Annotated in this window: 14 protein-coding genes; 7 read left to right on the top strand and 7 right to left on the bottom strand. The window is 73.1% G+C overall.

Going from position 1 to position 18721, the window contains the following annotated elements:
* Positions 1-257 precede the first annotated feature (257 nt).
* Together AB0J12_RS07325 and AB0J12_RS07330 are read right to left on the bottom strand one after the other, a co-directional pair.
* Positions 258-1622, bottom strand: a complete 1365-nt coding sequence (locus AB0J12_RS07325; protein ID WP_363263238.1) for a phosphomannomutase/phosphoglucomutase — start codon at positions 1620-1622, stop codon at positions 258-260.
* A 146-nt stretch (positions 1623-1768) separates the two neighbouring features.
* Positions 1769-2191 carry a DUF3499 domain-containing protein gene (locus AB0J12_RS07330; RefSeq protein ID WP_363263239.1) on the bottom strand — a complete coding sequence of 141 codons (423 nt, stop codon included), beginning with the start codon at positions 2189-2191 and terminating at the stop codon, positions 1769-1771.
* Between the two features lie 295 nt (positions 2192-2486).
* Between AB0J12_RS07330 and AB0J12_RS07335 the strand changes: the two genes are divergently transcribed.
* Complete coding sequence (locus AB0J12_RS07335) at positions 2487-2936, top strand: metallopeptidase family protein (protein WP_361639057.1); 450 nt, start codon at positions 2487-2489, stop codon at positions 2934-2936.
* A gap of 129 nt (positions 2937-3065) precedes the next feature.
* Here AB0J12_RS07335 and AB0J12_RS07340 read toward each other — a convergent pair whose 3' ends face one another.
* From AB0J12_RS07340 to AB0J12_RS07350, 3 genes are all read right to left on the bottom strand, one after another.
* Positions 3066-4586, bottom strand: a complete 1521-nt coding sequence (locus AB0J12_RS07340) for a DUF5719 family protein (RefSeq protein ID WP_363263240.1) — start codon at positions 4584-4586, stop codon at positions 3066-3068.
* Positions 4583-8239, bottom strand: coding sequence for a glycosyltransferase family 2 protein (locus tag AB0J12_RS07345; RefSeq protein ID WP_363263241.1), 3657 nt, complete (start codon positions 8237-8239; stop codon positions 4583-4585). Before AB0J12_RS07345 ends, AB0J12_RS07340 begins: the two co-directional genes overlap by 4 nt.
* A 203-nt stretch (positions 8240-8442) precedes the next feature.
* Complete coding sequence (locus AB0J12_RS07350; RefSeq protein ID WP_361639037.1) at positions 8443-8706, bottom strand: WhiB family transcriptional regulator; 264 nt, start codon at positions 8704-8706, stop codon at positions 8443-8445.
* A 686-nt stretch (positions 8707-9392) separates the two neighbouring features.
* Between AB0J12_RS07350 and AB0J12_RS07355 the strand changes: the two genes are divergently transcribed.
* From AB0J12_RS07355 to AB0J12_RS07370, 4 genes are read left to right on the top strand one after another with little or no spacing between them, the layout of a single operon-like run.
* A complete protein-coding gene (locus AB0J12_RS07355) occupies positions 9393-9899 on the top strand; it encodes a cysteine dioxygenase family protein (RefSeq protein ID WP_363263242.1) in 507 nt (168 codons plus the stop codon).
* 33 nt (positions 9900-9932) lie between these two features.
* On the top strand, positions 9933-10892 hold the full coding sequence (cofD, locus tag AB0J12_RS07360; RefSeq protein ID WP_363263243.1) for a 2-phospho-L-lactate transferase: 960 nt from the start codon (positions 9933-9935) through the stop codon (positions 10890-10892).
* Positions 10889-12199, top strand: coding sequence for a coenzyme F420-0:L-glutamate ligase (locus tag AB0J12_RS07365; RefSeq protein ID WP_363263244.1), 1311 nt, complete (start codon positions 10889-10891; stop codon positions 12197-12199). Before cofD ends, AB0J12_RS07365 begins: the two co-directional genes overlap by 4 nt.
* 49 nt (positions 12200-12248) lie before the next feature.
* A complete protein-coding gene (locus tag AB0J12_RS07370) occupies positions 12249-13253 on the top strand; it encodes a DNA-3-methyladenine glycosylase 2 family protein (protein ID WP_363263245.1) in 1005 nt (334 codons plus the stop codon).
* 122 nt (positions 13254-13375) lie between these two features.
* Here the strand turns inward: AB0J12_RS07370 and AB0J12_RS07375 are convergent, their stop codons facing one another.
* The gene (locus AB0J12_RS07375; RefSeq protein ID WP_363263246.1) at positions 13376-14458 is read right to left on the bottom strand and encodes an NDP-sugar synthase; all 1083 of its coding nucleotides are present in this window, start codon (positions 14456-14458) and stop codon (positions 13376-13378) included.
* Between the two features lie 67 nt (positions 14459-14525).
* Positions 14526-15935 carry an N-acetylmuramoyl-L-alanine amidase gene (locus AB0J12_RS07380; RefSeq protein WP_363263247.1) on the bottom strand — a complete coding sequence of 470 codons (1410 nt, stop codon included), beginning with the start codon at positions 15933-15935 and terminating at the stop codon, positions 14526-14528.
* 151 nt (positions 15936-16086) lie between these two features.
* Here AB0J12_RS07380 and AB0J12_RS07385 point away from each other — a divergent pair, with 151 nt between their 5' ends.
* Entirely contained in the window at positions 16087-16845 is a 759-nt protein-coding gene (locus AB0J12_RS07385) for a TIGR03089 family protein (protein ID WP_363263248.1), read from the top strand.
* 541 nt (positions 16846-17386) lie between these two features.
* A complete protein-coding gene (locus tag AB0J12_RS07390) occupies positions 17387-18607 on the top strand; it encodes an LCP family protein (protein ID WP_363263249.1) in 1221 nt (406 codons plus the stop codon).
* Positions 18608-18721: the final 114 nt, after the last annotated feature.

Genomic DNA, 18721 nt, shown 5'->3' on the forward strand with positions numbered 1-18721 from the left:
GGTTGCTCGCGCAGTTCCCCCGCCCCTTTTGTGCCCGCAGCGGCCGGCACCGGGCAACAGCGCCCCCGTCGGAAACGGACGGCCGGACCGAGGACGGACACCCCCCACCCCGGCCCCGACCCACAACGAACCGCAGACGCGACGCACGCCACGACGCAACCGCAACGGGCCGCCGCAGGCACAAAAGGGGCGGGGGAACTGCGCGAGCAACCACAACGCACCCGCACCCGAAACACGCCCCCGCGCCGCAGGCACCGTCACCCCCGGATGATCCCCAGCACCTCGTCCCGTACCTTCGTCATCAGCCCCCCGTCACGCGCCTCCGCGTTCAGCCGCAGCAGCGGTTCCGTGTTGGACGGGCGGACGTTGAACCACCAGTCGGCGGCGCTCACCGTGAGGCCGTCGAGCGTGTCCAGGGTCACGTCCTCGCGCCCCTCGTACGCCGCGCGGATCGCCGCGACGCGGGCCCCCTGGTCGGCGACGGTGGAGTTGATCTCCCCGGAGCCGACGTACCGGTCGTACTGCGCCACCAGGGCCGACAGCGGACCGTCCTGCTCCCCGAGGGCCGCGAGGACGTGCAGCGCCGCCAGCATCCCCGTGTCCGCGTTCCAGAAGTCCCGGAAGTAGTAGTGCGCGGAGTGCTCGCCGCCGAAGATCGCCCCCGTACGCGCCATCTCCGCCTTGATGAAGGAGTGGCCGACACGGGTGCGCACCGGCGTGCCCCCGTGCTCGGTGACGACCTCCGGCACCGACCAGGAGGTGATCAGGTTGTGGATGATCATGCCCTTGCCGCCGTTGCGCGCCAGTTCCCGCGAGGCGACCAGCGCGGTGATGGCCGACGGCGACACCGGCTCGCCCCGCTCGTCGACGACGAAGCAGCGGTCGGCGTCGCCGTCGAAGGCGAGGCCGAGGTCGGCACCCTCCTCGCGCACCCGCAGCTGAAGGTCGACGAGGTTGGCCGGGTCCAGGGGATTGGCCTCGTGGTTGGGGAAGGTGCCGTCCAGCTCGAAGTACATCGGGACCAGCTGCACGGGCAGGCCGTCCAGCACGGTGGGCACGGTGTGACCGCCCATGCCGTTGCCCGCGTCGACGACGACCTTCAGGGGCCGGATGGAGGTGAGGTCGACCAGCGACTTCAGATGGGCCGCGTAATCCCCCAACGTCTCACGCGCACCCAGGGTTCCCGGCTTCGCGGCCGGCTCGGGGGCACCCGAGACGCTCCACTGCTCGACCAGCGCGCGGATCTCGGCCAGCCCCGTGTCCTGGCCGACGGGCGCGGCGCCCGCCCGGCACATCTTGATGCCGTTGTACTGGGCCGGGTTGTGCGAGGCGGTGAACATGGCGCCGGGCAGGTCCAGCGCGCCGGAGGCGTAGTACAGCTGGTCCGTGGAGCACAGGCCGATCTCGGTGACGTCCACGCCGCGTGCCGCGGCGCCGCGCGCGAAGGCGCGGGACAGGCCGGGCGAGGAGGGCCGCATGTCGTGGCCGACGACGATTGCGTCGGCACCGGTCACCTGGGCGAAGGCCATGCCGAACAGTTCGGCCAGCGACTCGTCCCACTGGTCCGGAACCACCCCGCGCACGTCGTACGCCTTCACGAGCTGCGACAGATCACCAGCCACGGTCACTTCCTCCTGAACGTCCCCGTCGGTCGCCCCAACCTACCCGCACGTAGCGGCCGCGGAAGGGGCGGACACCGAGTGGACGGCAAGCCGTAACCTCAGGTCAAGCGGGAGATCCCGGGACGACGGGGCGAGTGCCGTGCGGCTCAGTTGTCGGGGGAGCGCAGGACCCGCAGATGGCCGCGGCGGGCGACCTCCATCGGGTCCGCCGAGCGTGCCCCGCCGCCGGCCCCGGCCGCCCGCTCCTGCGGACGGGCCGCCTCGCGGACCGCGTTGGCAAGGGCTTCCAGGTCGTCCCCGCTGGGCCGCGCGGGAGCGGAGCCGTCCAGCAGGCGTACGACTTCCCAGCCGCGCGGGGCGGTGAGGCGCTCGGAATGCTCGGCGCACAGGTCGTAGCAGTGGGGTTCGGCGTAGGTGGCGAGCGGGCCGAGGACCGCGGTCGAGTCGGCGTAGACGTACGTCAGCGTCGCGACGGCGGGTCGGCCGCAGGCGGTGCGCGAACAGCGACGTACAGGGCTCACGATGTTGGACGGTACCGCACTCTTGAGCGGGCCGCGACGACTCTCCACCAGGTCACTCCCCCGTGTCGTGCTGTGAAACGTCCCACACACCCTTCCAGAGGGACCTCGCTGACCTGCGCCGACGTCTGTCTTCCCGGCGTGCGTCGGATGGCGATCCGGTCATTTCTCCATACAAACACCACCAATCGGCTTGAGGTCCGCGGTCACGTAGAGATACGGAAACGAGCCGAAGTTGGCTGGAATGGTCAGCCTGTGACACGGCGTGCACCGCCGACTCCCCGTGGCCGAACCGTCACCCGCAGGTCGGGCGAGCGAGGGCGCCGAGGACTACGCTGCACCAGTGATGGACAACGCCGTACCGCCCCGTGCCACGGGCCCCGGGCCCCGCCGCCGTGATCGCCACGGCCGGGGGATGCGCGGGCCGATCGCGCCGCCGCAGGTGCCGCTCGCGGCGAGCCGCGCCGAGGTGTTCGCGGACCTGGTGCAGGACTCCGTGGACCGTCTCGAGCGGCACTGGCCGCAGCTCGCCGACATCGATTTCCTCGTGCTGGAGGTGCCGCGGCTGGACGGCCCGGGGCAGCCGTGGAACGACGAGGCCGTGCCGCTGGGCGGGATCATCCCGGCGCGTGACGGCCGGCGGGCGCGCGTGGTGGTGTACCGGCGGCCGGTGGAGATCCGCACCAAGGGACGCGACGAGCGGGCGGCGCTGGTGCACGAGATCGTCGTGGAACAGGTCGCCGAGCTGCTCGGGCTGACCCCGGAGACGGTGGACCCCCGCTACGGCGAGGACTGAGCCGGACGCCGCAACGGCGGGTCTTGGCTGCCGCGAGGACTGAGCCCGACGCCGCAACGGCGGATCTCGGCTGCCGCGAGGACTGAGCCGGACGCCGTACGAGCGTCCGGTCCCGCCTGCGTCGCCGCCCTACTTCTGCAGTACCGCCAGGTCCTCGTCCGCCTCGGGCACCGCCACCGTGCCGCGGTCGTTCGGCAGGGTCTGGATCGTGAAGCCCGGAACGCCGTCCTCCGTCGCCGCGAGCATGCGGGAGGCGTAGACGGGACCGCCCGAGACCTGCTCGACCGTCAGCGCGTACGTCCCCTTCAGACCGCTGGGGACGGGAATCTGCACGTCCTGCGTGGTGCCCGCCTTGATCGTGTACGTCTGGGTGGCCGCCGCGCCGCCCTGGCTGCCGGCCGACGCCGTGACCTTGACCTGGGCGCTCGCCGTCGGCGCGGTGAGGGAGAGCGTGGTGCCCTTATCGCTGTTGTCGGCGACCGTCGCGCGTGTGCCCACGGCCGCGGTCGCCGGGATGAACGCCGTCTCCTGCTGGTCGCCCTTGCCGCGGACGACCCGCAGCGCGGCCACCACCGGCACGGCACGGTCCGTCGGCGTCAGCACGAGCGATCCGGCCTCGCCGCGGGTGACGTCGCCGAGGTCGAGGACGCTGGTCAGGCCGGACTTCACGTGCAGCGTCTCGTTGCCGGCCGGGGTGATCAGCCCCGCGGGTGAGGCGAGACGCACCTTCAGGTCGGCGTCGGACCCACCGGGCGTGAAGGCGACCAGGCGGACGGACACCGCGTCCTTGGGGATGCCGGGCAGCACCAGGCTCGGTGCCGGGTCGGCGGCAGCGGGCAGCCAGTCGCCGCCGAGCTTCTGGTCGAGGGCCTGGACGGCGGCGCCGACCCGGCCGCTGCGGACGGTGACGTGGACGGTGAGGTTGTCCTGCCGGTCGTCGGTGAGCGTGGAGAGCAGGATCGGCTCGCCGGCGTGCGGCGGGACGGTGATGCCCTCGCCGACCGTCGACTTCACCGCGCCGTCCTTGCCGTACAGCTCGATGTCGGCGACGGCGGCGGAGTCGTCGGGGTTGGTCAGATGCACGTAGTCGGTGCGGTCGGCGGCGGTGCTGGCGCCCGGGAACCAGAACTCGGTGTCGGGGGCCGTGCAGTCGACGCCCTGCAGGCCGCGCCCGTTGCCGGCGGCGACCTCGGTGGTCTGCTGGACGGTCCAGCCGGGCGCGAACGTGCCCTGGGCGGTGCCGATCAGCGCGGGCGCGTCCGCGCCGGAGGCCTCCGCGGTGGCGGGGGTGCCGGGCTTCTTAGGCGTGAGGCCGGGTGTGCCGCTCTTCGCGGACGCCTTCTTGCCCTTCTTGCCCTTCTTGTCCTTGCCGCTCGCGCCGCTCTCCGACTGCTCGGCGGCGGCCTTGAGTTCGGCCGAGCCGGTGCCCGACACGCCCTGGGTGACGGGCGTGAAGGACGTGTACGCCGTGTCGGCGAGGTCGGACTGGCTGGGTGCCGGGCAGAGCAGCGTGGTGCGCTCCACGGGCCGCTGGGCGGCGGCCTTGGCGGGGTCCGCGCCGGAGGCGTCCGGGGAGCTGAGGGCGGCGAAGCCGGTCACCGCGGCGAGCGCGGTCGCGCCGGCGATCAGGGACAGGGTCGTGCGGTTCACTGCTGGCTCCCGTCGGGGCGCTCATGGCCGCCGTCGTGCGGTTGCGGCTGTGCCTGGCCGTACGCCGTCGCGTCGTACCCCTGGTCGTACGGCTGCTGATAGGCCGTCGGGTCGTAGGCATCGGCCGGGCTCTGGCCGCCGTACCCGTAGGGGTCGTAGCCGCCGGCCTGGTAGGGGTCGGCCGGATACGCCTGCTCGTAGCCGCCGCCCGCCGGGTACGGCTGCCCGCCTGCCTGGTACGGGTCGTAGCCGCCGTATTCCGCGACGGCCGGGGCGGGTGTGTCCCACTGGTCGTAGGACTGCTGCTGCGGGACCGGCACCGGGGGCTGATCGGTGGGAGCGGGCACGGGCTGCTCCTCCCCGGCCGCGGCCTCCGCCTCGGCCTGGGCGCGCAGGCGGCGGGCGCGGCGGCCCTCGCCGGCGACCGGCTGGGCCGGGATCACGGGCTCGTCGGGCAGGTCGTCGTCGACGTCGCGGCGCCGCCCGGGCAGGGCGAGGACGACGAGGACGACGGCGAGGGCGCCCTGGGCCCACAGCCAGGCGGTGTGGCCGAACGGGTCCTCGTAGACGACGTCGAGCTTTCCGCCCGAGGCGGGCAGTTCGAAGCCCTGGGCCCAGCCGCCGACGGTGGTGGCCTTGAGCGGCTTGCCGTCCAGGGTGGCGCTCCAGCCGTCGGCGGCGGCGTCGGCCAGGCGCAGCACGCGCGTGCCCTGGCCGGCCGGGACGGTGGTGTGGATCTCCACGGGGCCGGCCGCGACGGGCTGGGGTGTGCCGGTGCCGGAGGCGGGGACGACTGCGGCGCGGGAGACCTCGCGGTCCACCCGCCACAGCCCGCTGCCGTTCTGCTCGCTGAGCCGGCTCAGACCGGGGGTGGCGTCCAGGACGCGGGTGACGTCGCGGGGCGCGCCCTTGTGGACGAGGACGTAGCGCACGGCGAACGCGCCGAGCTGGTCGGCCTGGTCGGCGCCGGAGCCGGCCACGAGGTTGGCGACGGTCTTGCCGAGCCGGTCGTTCTCGCCGTCGGCGGCGGCGAGTTCGGCGTCGCCGAGGCGGGCGCCGGAGCCGCGGACCAGCATGTAGCTCACATGGGCGGCGGAGTCGCTGTCCAGGACGAGGGTGCGGGCCTGGTCGCGGGTGTTGCTCTCCTCGGCGACGAACGCGGGCACCTGCACCGGGTCGCGGCGCTCCAGCGGCCCGTCGGCGCCGCCGATCATCCAGCCGACGGCGACGAGCAGCGGGCCCGCGGCGGACGCGAACGCGATCAGCGCGGCGACCGGCTGGCGCCAGCCGAAGCTCTGCTCGGCCACGCGCGTGCGTGCGCCGTCGGCGCCGAGCACGGCGGCGGCGAGGAGGGCGAGGCCGTAGACGAGGGTGGCGGGGCCGGCCCAGGTGGAGCTGTTGAACAGGACGGCGAAGACGAGGGCGACGAGAGCGACGGCCCAGGCGGTCCAGATGCCCCGCTGGCGCTCGGAGCGCATCAGGGCGGCGAGCGCTGCCAGCACGATGCCGATGAGCATCAGCCCGTCGACGGTGCCGGGGCCGCCCGGGCTCGCGCCGAGCAGGTCGAGCGCGGTGGCGGAGGACCGGCCGTAGTCCAGGCCGGCCTCGGTGAAGAAGCCGAACGGCAGCAGGGACAGCGACCAGGGCGCGAGGACGAGCAGCGGTGTGCCCAGCTGGGCCAGGAAGCGCAGGCCCTGGGCGATGAGGTCGCCGCGGCGCAGGGCCAGGACCGCGAGGCCGAGGATCAGCGCGAGGGGCCACACGATCGGCGTGAACGCCGTGGTCAGGGTCAGCAGCAGGGCGTAGGCCCAGGTGGCGCGCCAACTGCCCCGTGCGCCGGAGGGGTTCGCGAGGCCGCTTGCGGCGATGCCCGCGCGGGCGATCAGCGGCAGCAGGACGGCGAGGACGGCGGTGCCGATGCGGCCGCCGGCCAGGGCGCCGGTGGCGGCGGGCAGGAAGGCGTACGCGATGGCCGCCCAGGCGCGCAGCAGCCGGGACTCGACGAGCGGGCGGGAGGCGAAGTACGCGGTGAAGCCGGCCAGCGGGACGGAGCAGACCAGCAGGACGGTGACGGCCAGGCCGGTCGAGCCGAACAGCACCGACGCCAGCAGTGCGACGATCGCCAGGTAGGGCGGCGCGGAGGGGGCGCCGCCGGCGCCGACCGGGTGCCAGGCGTCGAGGTAGCGGGACCACAGCTCGGAGGCGTCGGCGGGGGCGGGCAGCAGCGCGCCGCCGGCGAGGGCGCCGCCGCCGAGCAGGTTGCGGCAGGCGACCAGGGAGACGGCCAGCAGCACCAGGAAGAGCACCGGACCCGGCTTGCGGGCGATGCGCTTCAGGCGCGCGAACTGCTCGATCTCCAGGAAGTCGGCGTCGTCTCCGCCGGGGCCGGACTCGACGGCGCCGCCGTGCCGGCCGACCGAGGAGGTCTCCTGGTCGGAGCCGCCGAAGAGGTTGCCCGCGACCTGTTCGAAGGTGGCCCGCACGGTTGCTCCGGGCGGCGGGAACAAGGGCCGTAGTTCGCCCTTGTCGACCGCGGGGCGTCCGCGCCTGCGCCGGCCGGCGATGATCCGCTCGGGCCGCAGCAGGGTGCCCAGCAGGCCGCGGATCTCGTCGACGGCCTGTCCGGGGACCTTGCCGACGAGGTAGGCGGCGGTGCGCAGCAGGGTGCCGAGGACGATGCGCAGCACGATCCAGGGCAGCACGGCGGTGCGGGCGTTGACGAGGAGGGTGTAGACGGCACCGGCCTTGTCGACCTTGTGCGGGGAGGCGGTGGTGCGGCCGGCGCAGTCGACGGCGCGGCGCTCGCGGGAGGCGGCCTCGGCGTGCCGCACGACGGCTTCGGGGGCGATCAGGACGCGGTGGCCGGCGGCGTGCGCGCGCCAGCACAGGTCGACGTCGTCGCGCATGAGGGGCAGGCGGCGGTCGAAGCCGCCGAGGTGCTCGAAGACGTCACGGCGGACGAGCATGCCGGCGCTGGACACCGACAGCACGTCACGCACGTGGTCGTGCTGGCCCTGATCCTGTTCGCGGCGGTCCAGGCCTGTCCAGCGGCGGCCGGAGTTGGCGATGGAGACGCCGACCTCGAGCAGCTGGCGCCGGTCGTACCAGCCGCGCAGCTTGGGGCCGACGACGGCCACGTCGTCGCGGCCGAGCTCCAGTTCGCGGTCGACGACGCGCAGCAGCTCGGCGAGCGCGTCGGGCTCGGGGGCGCAGTCGTCGTGCAGCAGCCACAGCCACTGGACGGGTGCACCGTGCGGCAGGTCGGGCAGGTCGTAGGCGTCGTCGCGCCACGTGCGCGTGACGGGGTCCCAGCCGCTGGGCCGCTTGAGGTAGGGCAGTTCCTCGGGGGTGAGGTGCGGGGCGGTGCGGGTGGCCTCCTCGACGGCCTGGCCGAAGCCGGTGCGGCGGGCCAGGTGGAGCACGCGGTCGGCCCCGAGGGCGGCCGTGACCAGCTCGGCGGAGGCGTCGGCGCTGCCGGTGTCGGCGGCGACGGCGTACTGCACGGGGCGCTCCTGGCCGAGCAGCCCGGCGAGCGCGTCGGGCAGCCAGCGGGCGCCGTCGTGGGAGACGAGGACCGCGGTCACCACGTGACGCGGGAACTCAGGTGTCGCAGCCCCGTCTTGCTGGGCTGCGGTGTGGCTGTGCACGGTCATCGAGGTACGGGCCCCGGTTCGGTGGACTGCGGTGGACGCCTGTGCCGCCTGCGGGCGGTGGGGCGTCTCGGACGAGCGACCACACTATCGGCTGGGCACGACCGCGGCCCGCCGCCTGTGGATAACCCACCCGCGACGGGCCGTTCGACACGTTTGTGCGGAACAGTCCGCGGTTGTTCGGTCAGTAGCCGGTCATACGGCGGTCACACCGCGGCCTTCTTCAGCCGTCGGCGCTCCCGCTCGGACAGGCCGCCCCAGATGCCGAACCGTTCGTCGTTGGCGAGGGCGTACTCCAGGCACTCGGAGCGGACTTCGCACGCGAGGCAGACCTTCTTGGCCTCTCTCGTGGAGCCGCCCTTCTCGGGGAAGAAGGACTCGGGGTCGGTCTGGGCGCACAGCGCGCGCTCCTGCCAGCCGAGTTCCTCGCCCGCGTCGTCGACCAGCAGTTGCTGCACCGTCTCGGTCATGTGCGCCCCTCGTCTGTCTTTCCGCGTCCCCGTGATGTAGCCGTTACCGATTTCGGCTGAACGACACGAGTGAAATTACAAGTGTGCTGCTCCGGGCGAGTCAAGCCGAGATCTGCTATTGGGCCCCTTATTCACTCTGCGGAACCAAGGAGGCGCAGAAAGTGTTCAAATCGGCATAAACCTTGACACGCCGACGGGACCCGGAAGGCTGCCTTCCGCCTCAAGGGCCCCTCGCAGGGCCTGTACGGAGAAAGACGCCCGTGCGTTCGATCCCGTTCCTGTGTGCTCGACGAAGCGAACAAGATCACAGTCGGATCACGAGATCACAACGCGGCTTGCGCACCCGGATGTGCCGCATGTGTCCCGGTGAACGGGTGAGCAAACCTTTCACCTCACACATGCACCGGATGAGGTGAAGCTTGTCCCACATACCGGTCGTCGAGTTGACAGTGAAGGTGTGAACCGCTGTCCTTGGGGGCATGCTCGCGAACTTGGCATCCGTGACGACCCGCGCCGCCGGGTCCCTCGGTGCTGTGCGCGTTCGCTGTAGCTGTTGCTGTCCCAGCTGTTGAGCCGACCGTAGCTCCAGCTGCCCGCCGGGACTTCCGTCCCCGGGCCGCCGTTCCCTCCCCGCCCTCTCCCACGGGGCACCCGTTCCGCACCCTTCGCCAAGGAACCCCCACCCCATGAACAGCGACAGCGACCTCCAGATCGCCGGTGACCTCCTCGAAGTCCCGCATCTGCTGCAGCCCCCGCGTGAGCACCCGGCCACCGTCGCCGACTTCGTCGGCCTGGCCCGCTCGATCGCCGCCGACCGCGCCCAGTGGGAGCACCTGGTCCGGTACGACGCCACCACCCGCTGGTACCACCGGCTGCGCACCGGCCCCGGATACGAGGTCTGGCTGCTGTCCTGGGTGCCCGGACAGGGCAGCGGACGGCACGACCACGGCCCCTCCTCCGGTGTGCTGACCGTGCTGGACGGCACCCTGACCGAGCGCACCGAACGCGGCACGCGCGCGTTGGCCTCCGGCGCCCAGCGCGTCTTCGCCCCGGGCTACGCGCACGAGGTCGTCAACGACACCCTCGAGCCGGCGGTCAGCCTGCACGTGTACTTCCCGGGCCTGACCGAGATGCCGATGCACGCCACCCCCCACTGCGAGGCACGCGAACGGCCGCGTTCCGTGACCGTCTGACGCGTTGTCGTACCCGCCTGCCAGACTTGGCGCATGCGCATTGTGGTTCTGGCAGGCGGCATCGGCGGTGCCCGTTTCCTGCGCGGTCTGAAGCAGGCCGCGCCGGACGCGGACATCACGGTCATCGGCAACACCGGCGACGACATCCACCTCTTCGGGCTGAAGGTCTGCCCGGACCTCGACACGGTGATGTACACGCTCGGCGGCGGCATCAACGAGGAGCAGGGCTGGGGAAGAGCCGACGAGACCTTCCACCTCAAGGAGGAGCTCGCCGCCTACGGCGTCGGGCCCGAGTGGTTCGGGCTCGGCGACCGGGACTTCGCCACACACATCGTGCGGACGCAGATGATCGGCGCCGGGTATCCGCTCAGCGCGGTCACCGAGGCGCTGTGCGACCGCTGGCAGCCGGGCGTGAAGCTGATCCCGATGACCGACGACCGGGTCGAGACCCACGTGGCCGTCGAGATCGACGGCGAGCGCAAGGCGATCCACTTCCAGGAGTACTGGGTGAAGCTGCGCGCGTCGGTCCCGGCCGCGGCCGTCGTGCCGGTCGGCGCCGAGCAGGCCAAGCCGGCGCCGGGCGTGCTGGAGGCCATCGCCGAGGCGGACGTCATCCTCTTCCCGCCGTCCAACCCCGTCGTCTCCGTCGGCACCATCCTTGCCGTGCCCGGCATCCGCGAGGCCATCGCCGAGGCGGGCGTGCCGGTGGTGGGCCTGTCCCCGATCGTCGGGGACGCGCCCGTGCGCGGGATGGCGGACAAGGTGCTCGCGGCGGTCGGCGTCGAGTCCACCGCCACCGCGGTCGCCGAGCACTACGGCTCCGGGCTGCTGGACGGCTGGCTCGTCGACATCGTCGACGCGGGCACCGTCGAGCAGGTCGAGGCGGCGGGCATCCGCTGCAGGGCCGTACCGCTGATGATGACGGACCTCGACGCCACCGCGCGGATGGCCCGCGAGGCGCTGGACCTGGCGGAGGAGGTGCGGGGGCGATGAGCGCGGCGCCCGAAGAGGGCTACCGGGTGTGGGCGCTGCCCGGCATCCCCGAGGTCCGGCCCGGTGACGACCTCGCCAAGCTGATCGCCGCCGCCGAGCCGGGCCTGGCCGACGGGGACGTCGTCCTCGTGACGTCCAAGATCGTCTCCAAGGCGGAGGGCCGGATCACCGAGGCCGCCGACCGGGAGGCCGCGATCGACGCGGAGACGGTCCGGGTGGTGGCCCGGCGTGGCGCCCTGCGCATCGTGGAGAACCGGCAGGGCCTGGTCATGGCCGCGGCCGGGGTGGACGCGTCGAACACCCCCGCGGGCACGGTGCTGCTGCTCCCCGAGGACCCGGACGCCTCCGCCCGCACGATCCGCTCCGGCCTGCGCGACACGCTCGGCGTCAGCGTCGGCGTCGTCGTCACCGACACCTTCGGGCGGCCCTGGCGCGCGGGGCTCACGGACGTCGCGATCGGCGCCGCCGGAGTGCGCGTGCTGGACGATCTGCGCGGCGGCACGGACGCGTACGGCAACCCGCTCAGCGCGACCGTCGTGGCGACCGCGGACGAGCTGGCCGCCGCCGGCGACCTGGTCAAGGGCAAGGCCGCCGGGCTGCCGGTGGCCGTCGTGCGCGGACTGCCCGAGGTGGTGGCGGACGACGACACGGACGGGGCCCGGGCCCTGGTGCGCGGCGCGCGCGACGACATGTTCCGCCTCGGCACCTCCGAGGCGATCCGGCAGGCTGTCACCCAGCGCCGCACGGTACGGGCGTTCACCGACGAACCCGTCGACCCGGGGGCGGTCCGCAGGGCGGTGGCGGCCGCGGTGACGGCTCCGGCGCCGCACCACACCACGCCCTGGCGCTTCGTCCTGCTGGAGTCGCCGGAGTCCCGCACCCGACTGCTGGACGCGATGCGCGACGCGTGGGTCGCGGACCTGCGAGGCGACGGCAAGAGCGAGGAGTCCATCGCCAAGCGGGTGCGCCGCGGCGACGTCCTGCGCAACGCCCCCTGTCTGGTCGTCCCCTGCCTGGTGATGGACGGCTCCCACACCTACGGCGACGAGCGGCGGGACGCGGCCGAGCGGGAGATGTTCGTCGTCGCCGCAGGCGCCGGTGTGCAGAACCTCCTCGTCGCGCTGGCCGGGGAGCGGCTCGGATCGGCGTGGGTGTCCTCGACGATGTTCTGCCGGGACGTCGTCCGGGAGGTGCTGGACCTGCCCGCGCACTGGGACCCGATGGGCGCGGTGGCCGTCGGCCACCCGGCCGAGGAGCCCCGGCCGCGGCCGGAGCGGGACGCGGGGGGCTTCATCGAGGTGCGCTGACCGTAGGCTCGTAGCGTCTTCCTTCCCTCCTCACCCCGGGACCTCGATCGTGGCTGGACGGTTCGCCCCCCGCCCGACGCGCACGACCATGCGCGGCGGCGAGGTCGCCGTACCCCTGGGAGCGGTGCCGCGGCCGGCGCCGGCGCCCGGGCGGGTGCGGACCTGGACCCCGGACGGGCCGCTCGACCTCGGCCTCGTCCTCGGTCCGCTGCGGCGCGGGCCCGGCGACCCGACCTTCCGGGCGATGCCCGACGGGTCGGTGTGGCGGACCAGCCGGACGCCGGGCGGGCCGGGGACGCTGCGCGTGACCGTGCGGGGCGGGGTGGTGCGCGGGGACGCGTGGGGGCCCGGGGCCGAGTGGCTGCTGGAGCAGCTGCCGCGGCTGTGCGGCGCCGAGGACGATCCGTCGGCCTTCGCGCCCCGCCACAAGATCGTGGCGCTGGCCCGGCACCGGCGGCCCGGACTGCGGCTCGGGCGCACCGGGCTGGTGCTGGAGTCGTTGATTCCGTCGGTGCTGGAGCAGAAGGTCACGACGGTCGAGGCGTACCGGGCGTGGCGGCTGCTGGTACGGCGGTTCGGCGAACCGGCGCCGGGTCCCGCGCCCGGAGGGATGCACGTCATGCCCTCCGCGCGGGACTGGGCGCTGATCCCCTCCTGGGAGTGGCACCGCGCCGGGGTCGACGACAAGAGGGCGTCGACGATCCTGCGGGCCGTGCGGGTCGCCGCGCGGCTGGAGGAGGCGACGCGGATGCCTCCGGCGGCGGCGCAGGCCCGGCTGGAGGTGGTGCCGGGGATCGGTCCGTGGACGTCGGCGGAGACCGTGCAGCGCAGTCATGGAGCGGCGGACGCGGTGACCGTGGGGGATCTGCATCTGCCGGGGATCGTGGGGTGGGCGCTGGCGGGGGACCGGCATGCCGATGACACGGAGATGCTGCGCCTGCTGGAGCCGTATGCGGGGCAGCGGCATCGGGCGGCGCGGCTGATCCTGCTGAGCGGGCGGGTACCGGCGCGGCGTGCGCCTCGCTTCCCTGTGGGGGACATCCGCGGGTTGTAGGCGGCGGTACGTCGAGCTGCCCGGTGTTGCAGGTGTGGGGCCGGGTGACCGCAGCCGGCCCAGGGGCGCGGGGAACTGCGCGACCGGCCCCCACCTACCCGCAGACGGCGCACCGGCAGCTGTTACTGGTCGGAAGAGAAGCGCACCGCTCCCGCCGGGATGTGGGCGTCGCACCACACCCGTACGCCCTCGCGGAGTTCGTTGTCGGGGCCGACGGTCGCGCCGTCGCCGATCACCGCGCCCGTCAGAACGGTGCGCTCGCCGACGCGGGCGCGGGTGCCGACGAGGGAGTCGGTGATGACCGCGCCCGGTTCGACGACGGCGCCCGGCAGGATCGTGCTGCCGAAGATGCGGGCGCCCTCCGCGATGAAGGCGCCCTCGCCGATGACCGTGCCGCCGGTGAGCTTGGCGTCGGGGGCGACCGTGGCCGTGGGGAGAATGAGGCGGTCGCCGCAGCGGCCGGGGACGGCCGGGGACGGGGCCCGGCCCAGCACCAGGTCCGCCGAGCCGCGGACGAACGCGGCGGGGGTGCCGAGGTCGAGCCAGTACGTGGAGTCGACCATGCCCTGGAGGTGGGCGCCGGCGGCGAGCAGGTCGGGGAACGTCTCGCGCTCCACCGACACCGGCCGGCCCGCCGGGATCGTGTCGATGACCGAGCGGCGGAAGACGTACGCACCGGCGTTGATCTGGTCGGTGACGATCTCCTCCGGCGTCTGCGGCTTCTCCAGGAAGGCCAGGACCCGGCCGGTGTCGTCCGTGGGGACGAGACCGTAGGCGCGCGGGTCCGTGACCTTCGTCAGGTGCAGGGAGACGTCCGCGCCCGTCGTCTCGTGGGTGCGGACCAGGGCCGGGATGTCCAGGCCGGTCAGGATGTCGCCGTTGAAGATGAGGACGGGGTCGTCGGGGCCGGAGTGGAGCCGCGAGGCCACGTTGCGGATGGCGCCGCCCGTGCCGAGGGGCTCCTCCTCCGTGACGTACTCCAGGTGCAGTCCCAGCGACGAGCCGTCGCCGAAGTACGGCTCGAACACCTCCGCCAGATACGACGTGGCGAGGACGATGTGCTCCACGCCCGCCGCCCTCGCGCGCGCCAGCTGGTGGGTGAGGAACGGCACGCCCGCCGCCGGGACCATGGGCTTGGGGGTGTGGACCGTGAGCGGGCGCAGCCGGGTTCCCTTGCCGCCGACCAGAAGGATCGCTTCTGTCACCTGTCGTCTCTGCTTCCTGCCGGGACCGGCCGAACTCTCTTTCGATCAGCCAGTGTATGTCCCGGCCTCAGCGCCCCTGGTAGCCCGCCGCCTTTGAACGGGCCGTGCCGAGCTTGCCGTAGAGCTGCTTGCCCGGGCAGTCGGTGGCGAAGCCGTCGCGGTGACCGGAGATCACGTTCAGGCGAACGCTCGCGCCCTTGGCGTAGAGGTTGCCACCGCCGGACTTCAGGTATGTCTTGGCGGTCGGATTCATCCCGTACAGACCGAGCTTCCAGGCCGCCAGCCGGGCGACGGCCGTCACCGCGGCCGACGCGGGCTTGGTGGAGCCGAAGGAGCCGATGACGGCGACACCCATGCTGTTGGAGTTGAACCCGAGGGTGTGGGCGCCGAGGACCGGCTTGGCCACGCCGCCGGCCCGGCCCTCGTAGATGGTGCCGCACTTGTCGACGAGGAAGTTGTAGCCGATGTCCCGCCAGCCCATGCTCTTGACGTGGTAGCGGTAGATGCCGCGGATGACCGACGGGGCCTGGGCGCAGGAGTAGTTGTTGCCGGTGGCCGTGTGGTGCACGAAGGCCGCCTTGACCGACTTCGTGTACACGAAGCCCCTCTCGCGGAGGTTCTCGTCCGCACCCCAGCCGGCCCGGGTGACGATACGCGGGCGCGGTCCGATGTACGGCTTCGCGCGCTCCTGCTGGCTCATCCCGGCGCCGCGCAGAGCGGTCATCTCCTGCTCGGTCCCCGCGCGGTCGAGGGCCGGGATCTCGGCGGCGCCCGGGGCCACACCGGTCAGGCCGGTGTTGGCGTCGGCGACCTCCCGTACCTCGGTGGTGTCCTCGCTCTCCTCCTCCTGCTCGTCGAAGGCGCCTGGGCGGGGGGCGGCGACCGGGGCGCGCCGGGGCGGGACGGTGTCACGGCCGGGGTCGACCAGCTCCAGGCGCATTCCGCCGGGCAGCGGGGAGGAGGTGACGGTGACGTTCCTGACGCCGCGTCCGGTCTCCTCGACGTGGCTGCTGGAGACGGTCTCGGCCCGTACCCGGACCTCGACGCCGTCGGAGTCGCCCACCCACAGCGGGGCGGTGGCGCCGTGGACATGGCCGGAGGTGCGTTCGGTGGTGCCAGGGTCCGCGCCGTGGTCGGCGTTGTGCGTGTCGAGGTCCTGCCAGTCGGACCAGATGTGGCTGCCGGCGGTGCGGGTCCGGACCTGCACACGACCGTTCAGCACGGCGTCCGGGTCGTCCCAGACGACGCCGACGAGGGAGAAGTGCCCGGTGTCCCGGCGGGGCACGCCTTGCAGGGCGGAGCCGGGGGCTCGGTCACTGCCGAGCGGGACGAGGGGCAGCGACGCGGTGCTGCCCGGGATCTCGGCGGCCGCCGGGGCCCCGGCCGGTGCCGGGGCCGCCGCGGCGGGCGGGGTCAGCGGAAGGGCGAGTGCGGCTGCGCATGTGACGCCGATCGAAGAAGCAAGCAATCCACGCATGCCAACGATCCTGGACATAGTCAGACATATCTGTCCATCGGGGAATTGACGGGCCGTCGGCTGCCGTTGCGCCAAACCGGTGGCGTACGGCACGCCTCGGGGCCGGGGCGGCGACGGGTGCGCGGGAGGGGACGCGCGTACGCTGATGCGGGTGAACGCCACCGATCGCACCCCTGCCGACCTGCTGAGTTCCGCGCTCGCCGCGGATGCCGCGCGCCCGCTGGTGACCTTCTACGACGACGCCACGGGCGAACGTGTCGAATTGTCCGTGGCCACCTTCGCCAATTGGGTGGCCAAGACCGCGAACCTCCTCCAGGACGGGTGGTCCGCCGAGCCCGGCGACCGGGTCGCCCTCCTGCTGCCCGCCCACTGGCAGACGGCGGTGTGGCTGCTGGCGTGCGCCTCGGTCGGAGTCGTCGCGGACGTGGACGGCGACCCGGCACGGGCGGACTTCGTCGTGGCCGGCCCTGGCGAGTTCGAACGGGGCCTGGCATGCAGCGGCGACCGCTACGCCCTGTCCCTCGCCCCCCTGGGCCGGCGTTTCGTCCCGGCTCCGCCGGAGGGATACGCCGACTACGCCGTCGACGTGCCGACCTTCGCCGACCGCTTCGTGCCGTACGCGCCGGTGAATCCGGAGGAGCCGGCGCTGATCGTGGCGGGGGCGGAGCTGACGGGCGCGGAGATCGTGGAGCGGGCGGTCGGGGACGCGGCGGGGCTGGGCCTGACGGGACCGGGCTCCCGGCTGCTGTCCGGCCTCCCCTACGACACGTGGGAGGGCCTGAGCGCGGGCCTGTACGCGCCGCTCGCCTCCGGCGGCTCGGTGGTTCTGTGCCGGAATCTTTCCCTGCTCGGGGAGGAAGAACTGGCGAAGCGGATCGACACGGAACGGGTGTCTTCTACGGCACGGTGACTCGACCCCGCCGTCACGGCTGACCGGCGTTGCGGCCGGGGGTGGGTGGCGCTGGCCGGGTGCCCGCTGCGCCCACCCGTGCCGCCCTGGGGGTCCCCCCTGCTCGAAGAGCTTGGGGGAGGCACGACTGCGCGCAGCTATGTCGGCATGGCGACCACCCGCAGCTGTGCGCGCACGCGCGGCGCCCGACGGGCAGCTACGACGGCCGGCACCCGCCGACGGCGGGAAGGGGACGGGGTGGGGGGTGTCCGCCCGCAGCGGCCGGCACCGGGCAAGGGCGCGCTCGTCGGAAACGGGCGGCCGGACCGAGGACGGACACCCCCCGCCCCGGCCCCGACCCACAACGCACCGCAGGCGCTAGGCACGCCACGACGCACCGCAACGGGCCGCCGCAGGCATATAAGGGGCGCGGGGAACGGCGCGAGCAACCACAACGACACCCGCACCGTCCCCCATTCGGCCCACCACCCCCCACCCCCCGACCCCCACCCACGGCATCGTCGTAAGCAGGAGCAACGACACAAAGGGGGGTGACAGCAACATGACGCCCATCACCCGCCGCCGCTGGGCACTGCGCACCGGCGTCGGCCTCACCGCCGCCCTCCTCGCCGCCGCCGTCACCGTCGCCGTCCTCTACGCCAAGCTCGACGGCAACATCACCGCCGACGAGGCCGCCGCCCGCGAACTCGCCCGGTACGAAAAGGAGCGCCCCACCGCCCTGAGCAAGGACGCGCAGAACATCCTTCTCATCGGCTCCGACTCCCGCGCCGGCGCGGGCAACGACCGGTACGGCCACGACTCCGGCACCGAGCGCTCCGACACCACGATCCTGCTGCACCTCTCCACCGGCAGGCACAGCGCCACCGCCGTCTCCCTCCCTCGCGACCTCATGGTGGACATCCCCGCCTGCCTACGCCGGGACGGCAACGGCAACGGCACCGCCAACGACACCAGCGCCGACACCACGAAAGACACCGCCGGAGGCACCCGCAGCGAACCCGCGTTCGCCATGTTCAACCACGCCTTCGAAACGGGCGGCTCCGCCTGCACCATCCGCACGGTGGAAAAGCTGACCGGCATCCGCGTCGACCACCACGTCGTCATCGACTTCGGCGGCTTCAAGGAGATGGTGGACGCCGTCGACGGCGTGGAGATCTGCCTGACCCGGCCCATCCACGACACGGCGGCCAAGCTCCACCTCCCCGCCGGCCGCGTCACCCTGAACGGCGAGCAGGCCCTCGGCTACGTCCGCGCCCGCAAGTCCCTGGGCGACGGCAGCGACACCGACCGCATGCACCGGCAGCAGCGATTCCTCGCGGCGCTCGTCAACAAGGTCCGCAGCAACGGCGTACTGCTGAATCCGGTGAAGCTCTACCCCGTGCTGGACGCGGCGACGTCCTCGCTCACCACCGACCCCGCCCTGGCGAATCTGCGCGGTTTGTACCAACTTGTGCGCGGACTGCGAGACATCCCCACCGAACACGTCCAATTCTTGACCGTTCCACGGGAGTCGTATGTCTACAACGCCAATCGCGACCAGTTGGTGGAGCCCGAGGCGGAAAGGCTGTTCGCCCTCCTGCGTAGGGACAAGCCGGTACAAGTCGCCGAGAGTGTCACCGAGAACGCCCCCTCCGACTACACCCCGTCCGGAACGCGCGACGGAAAGCCGTCCGACTCCCCCACCGGCTCCCCCTCCCCCGGCCCCGCCTCCCCCGATCCCACGTTCCGCGGGAACACCGCGGCCCATGACACCTGCGAGTAAAGCGATCGCCAAAGCGGCGAACTCCCGTTCCGGAAATTGAGGCAATTGCCCGCTTGTAGGGAAGTGGAATGTGTCACCGCCGTCGCCCGATGCCGAACGGTGCGGATAGGGTGA

Source organism: Streptomyces sp. NPDC049915 (assembly GCF_040656475.1).
Classification (GTDB): Bacteria; Actinomycetota; Actinomycetes; order Streptomycetales; family Streptomycetaceae; genus Streptomyces.

Excerpts from the sequence above, each read along its gene's own strand:
- AB0J12_RS07335 (WP_361639057.1), top strand. The coding sequence starts at position 2,487 with ATGGACAACGCCGTACCGCCCCGTGCCACGGGCCCCGGGCCCCGCCGC.
- AB0J12_RS07345 (WP_363263241.1), bottom strand. The coding sequence starts at position 8,239 with ATGACCGTGCACAGCCACACCGCAGCCCAGCAAGACGGGGCTGCGACA.
- AB0J12_RS07350 (WP_361639037.1), bottom strand. The coding sequence starts at position 8,706 with ATGACCGAGACGGTGCAGCAACTGCTGGTCGACGACGCGGGCGAGGAA.
- AB0J12_RS07355 (WP_363263242.1), top strand. The coding sequence starts at position 9,393 with ATGAACAGCGACAGCGACCTCCAGATCGCCGGTGACCTCCTCGAAGTC.
- cofD (WP_363263243.1), top strand. The coding sequence starts at position 9,933 with ATGCGCATTGTGGTTCTGGCAGGCGGCATCGGCGGTGCCCGTTTCCTG.
- AB0J12_RS07365 (WP_363263244.1), top strand. The coding sequence starts at position 10,889 with ATGAGCGCGGCGCCCGAAGAGGGCTACCGGGTGTGGGCGCTGCCCGGC.
- AB0J12_RS07380 (WP_363263247.1), bottom strand. The coding sequence starts at position 15,935 with ATGCGTGGATTGCTTGCTTCTTCGATCGGCGTCACATGCGCAGCCGCA.
- AB0J12_RS07390 (WP_363263249.1), top strand. The coding sequence starts at position 17,387 with ATGACGCCCATCACCCGCCGCCGCTGGGCACTGCGCACCGGCGTCGGC.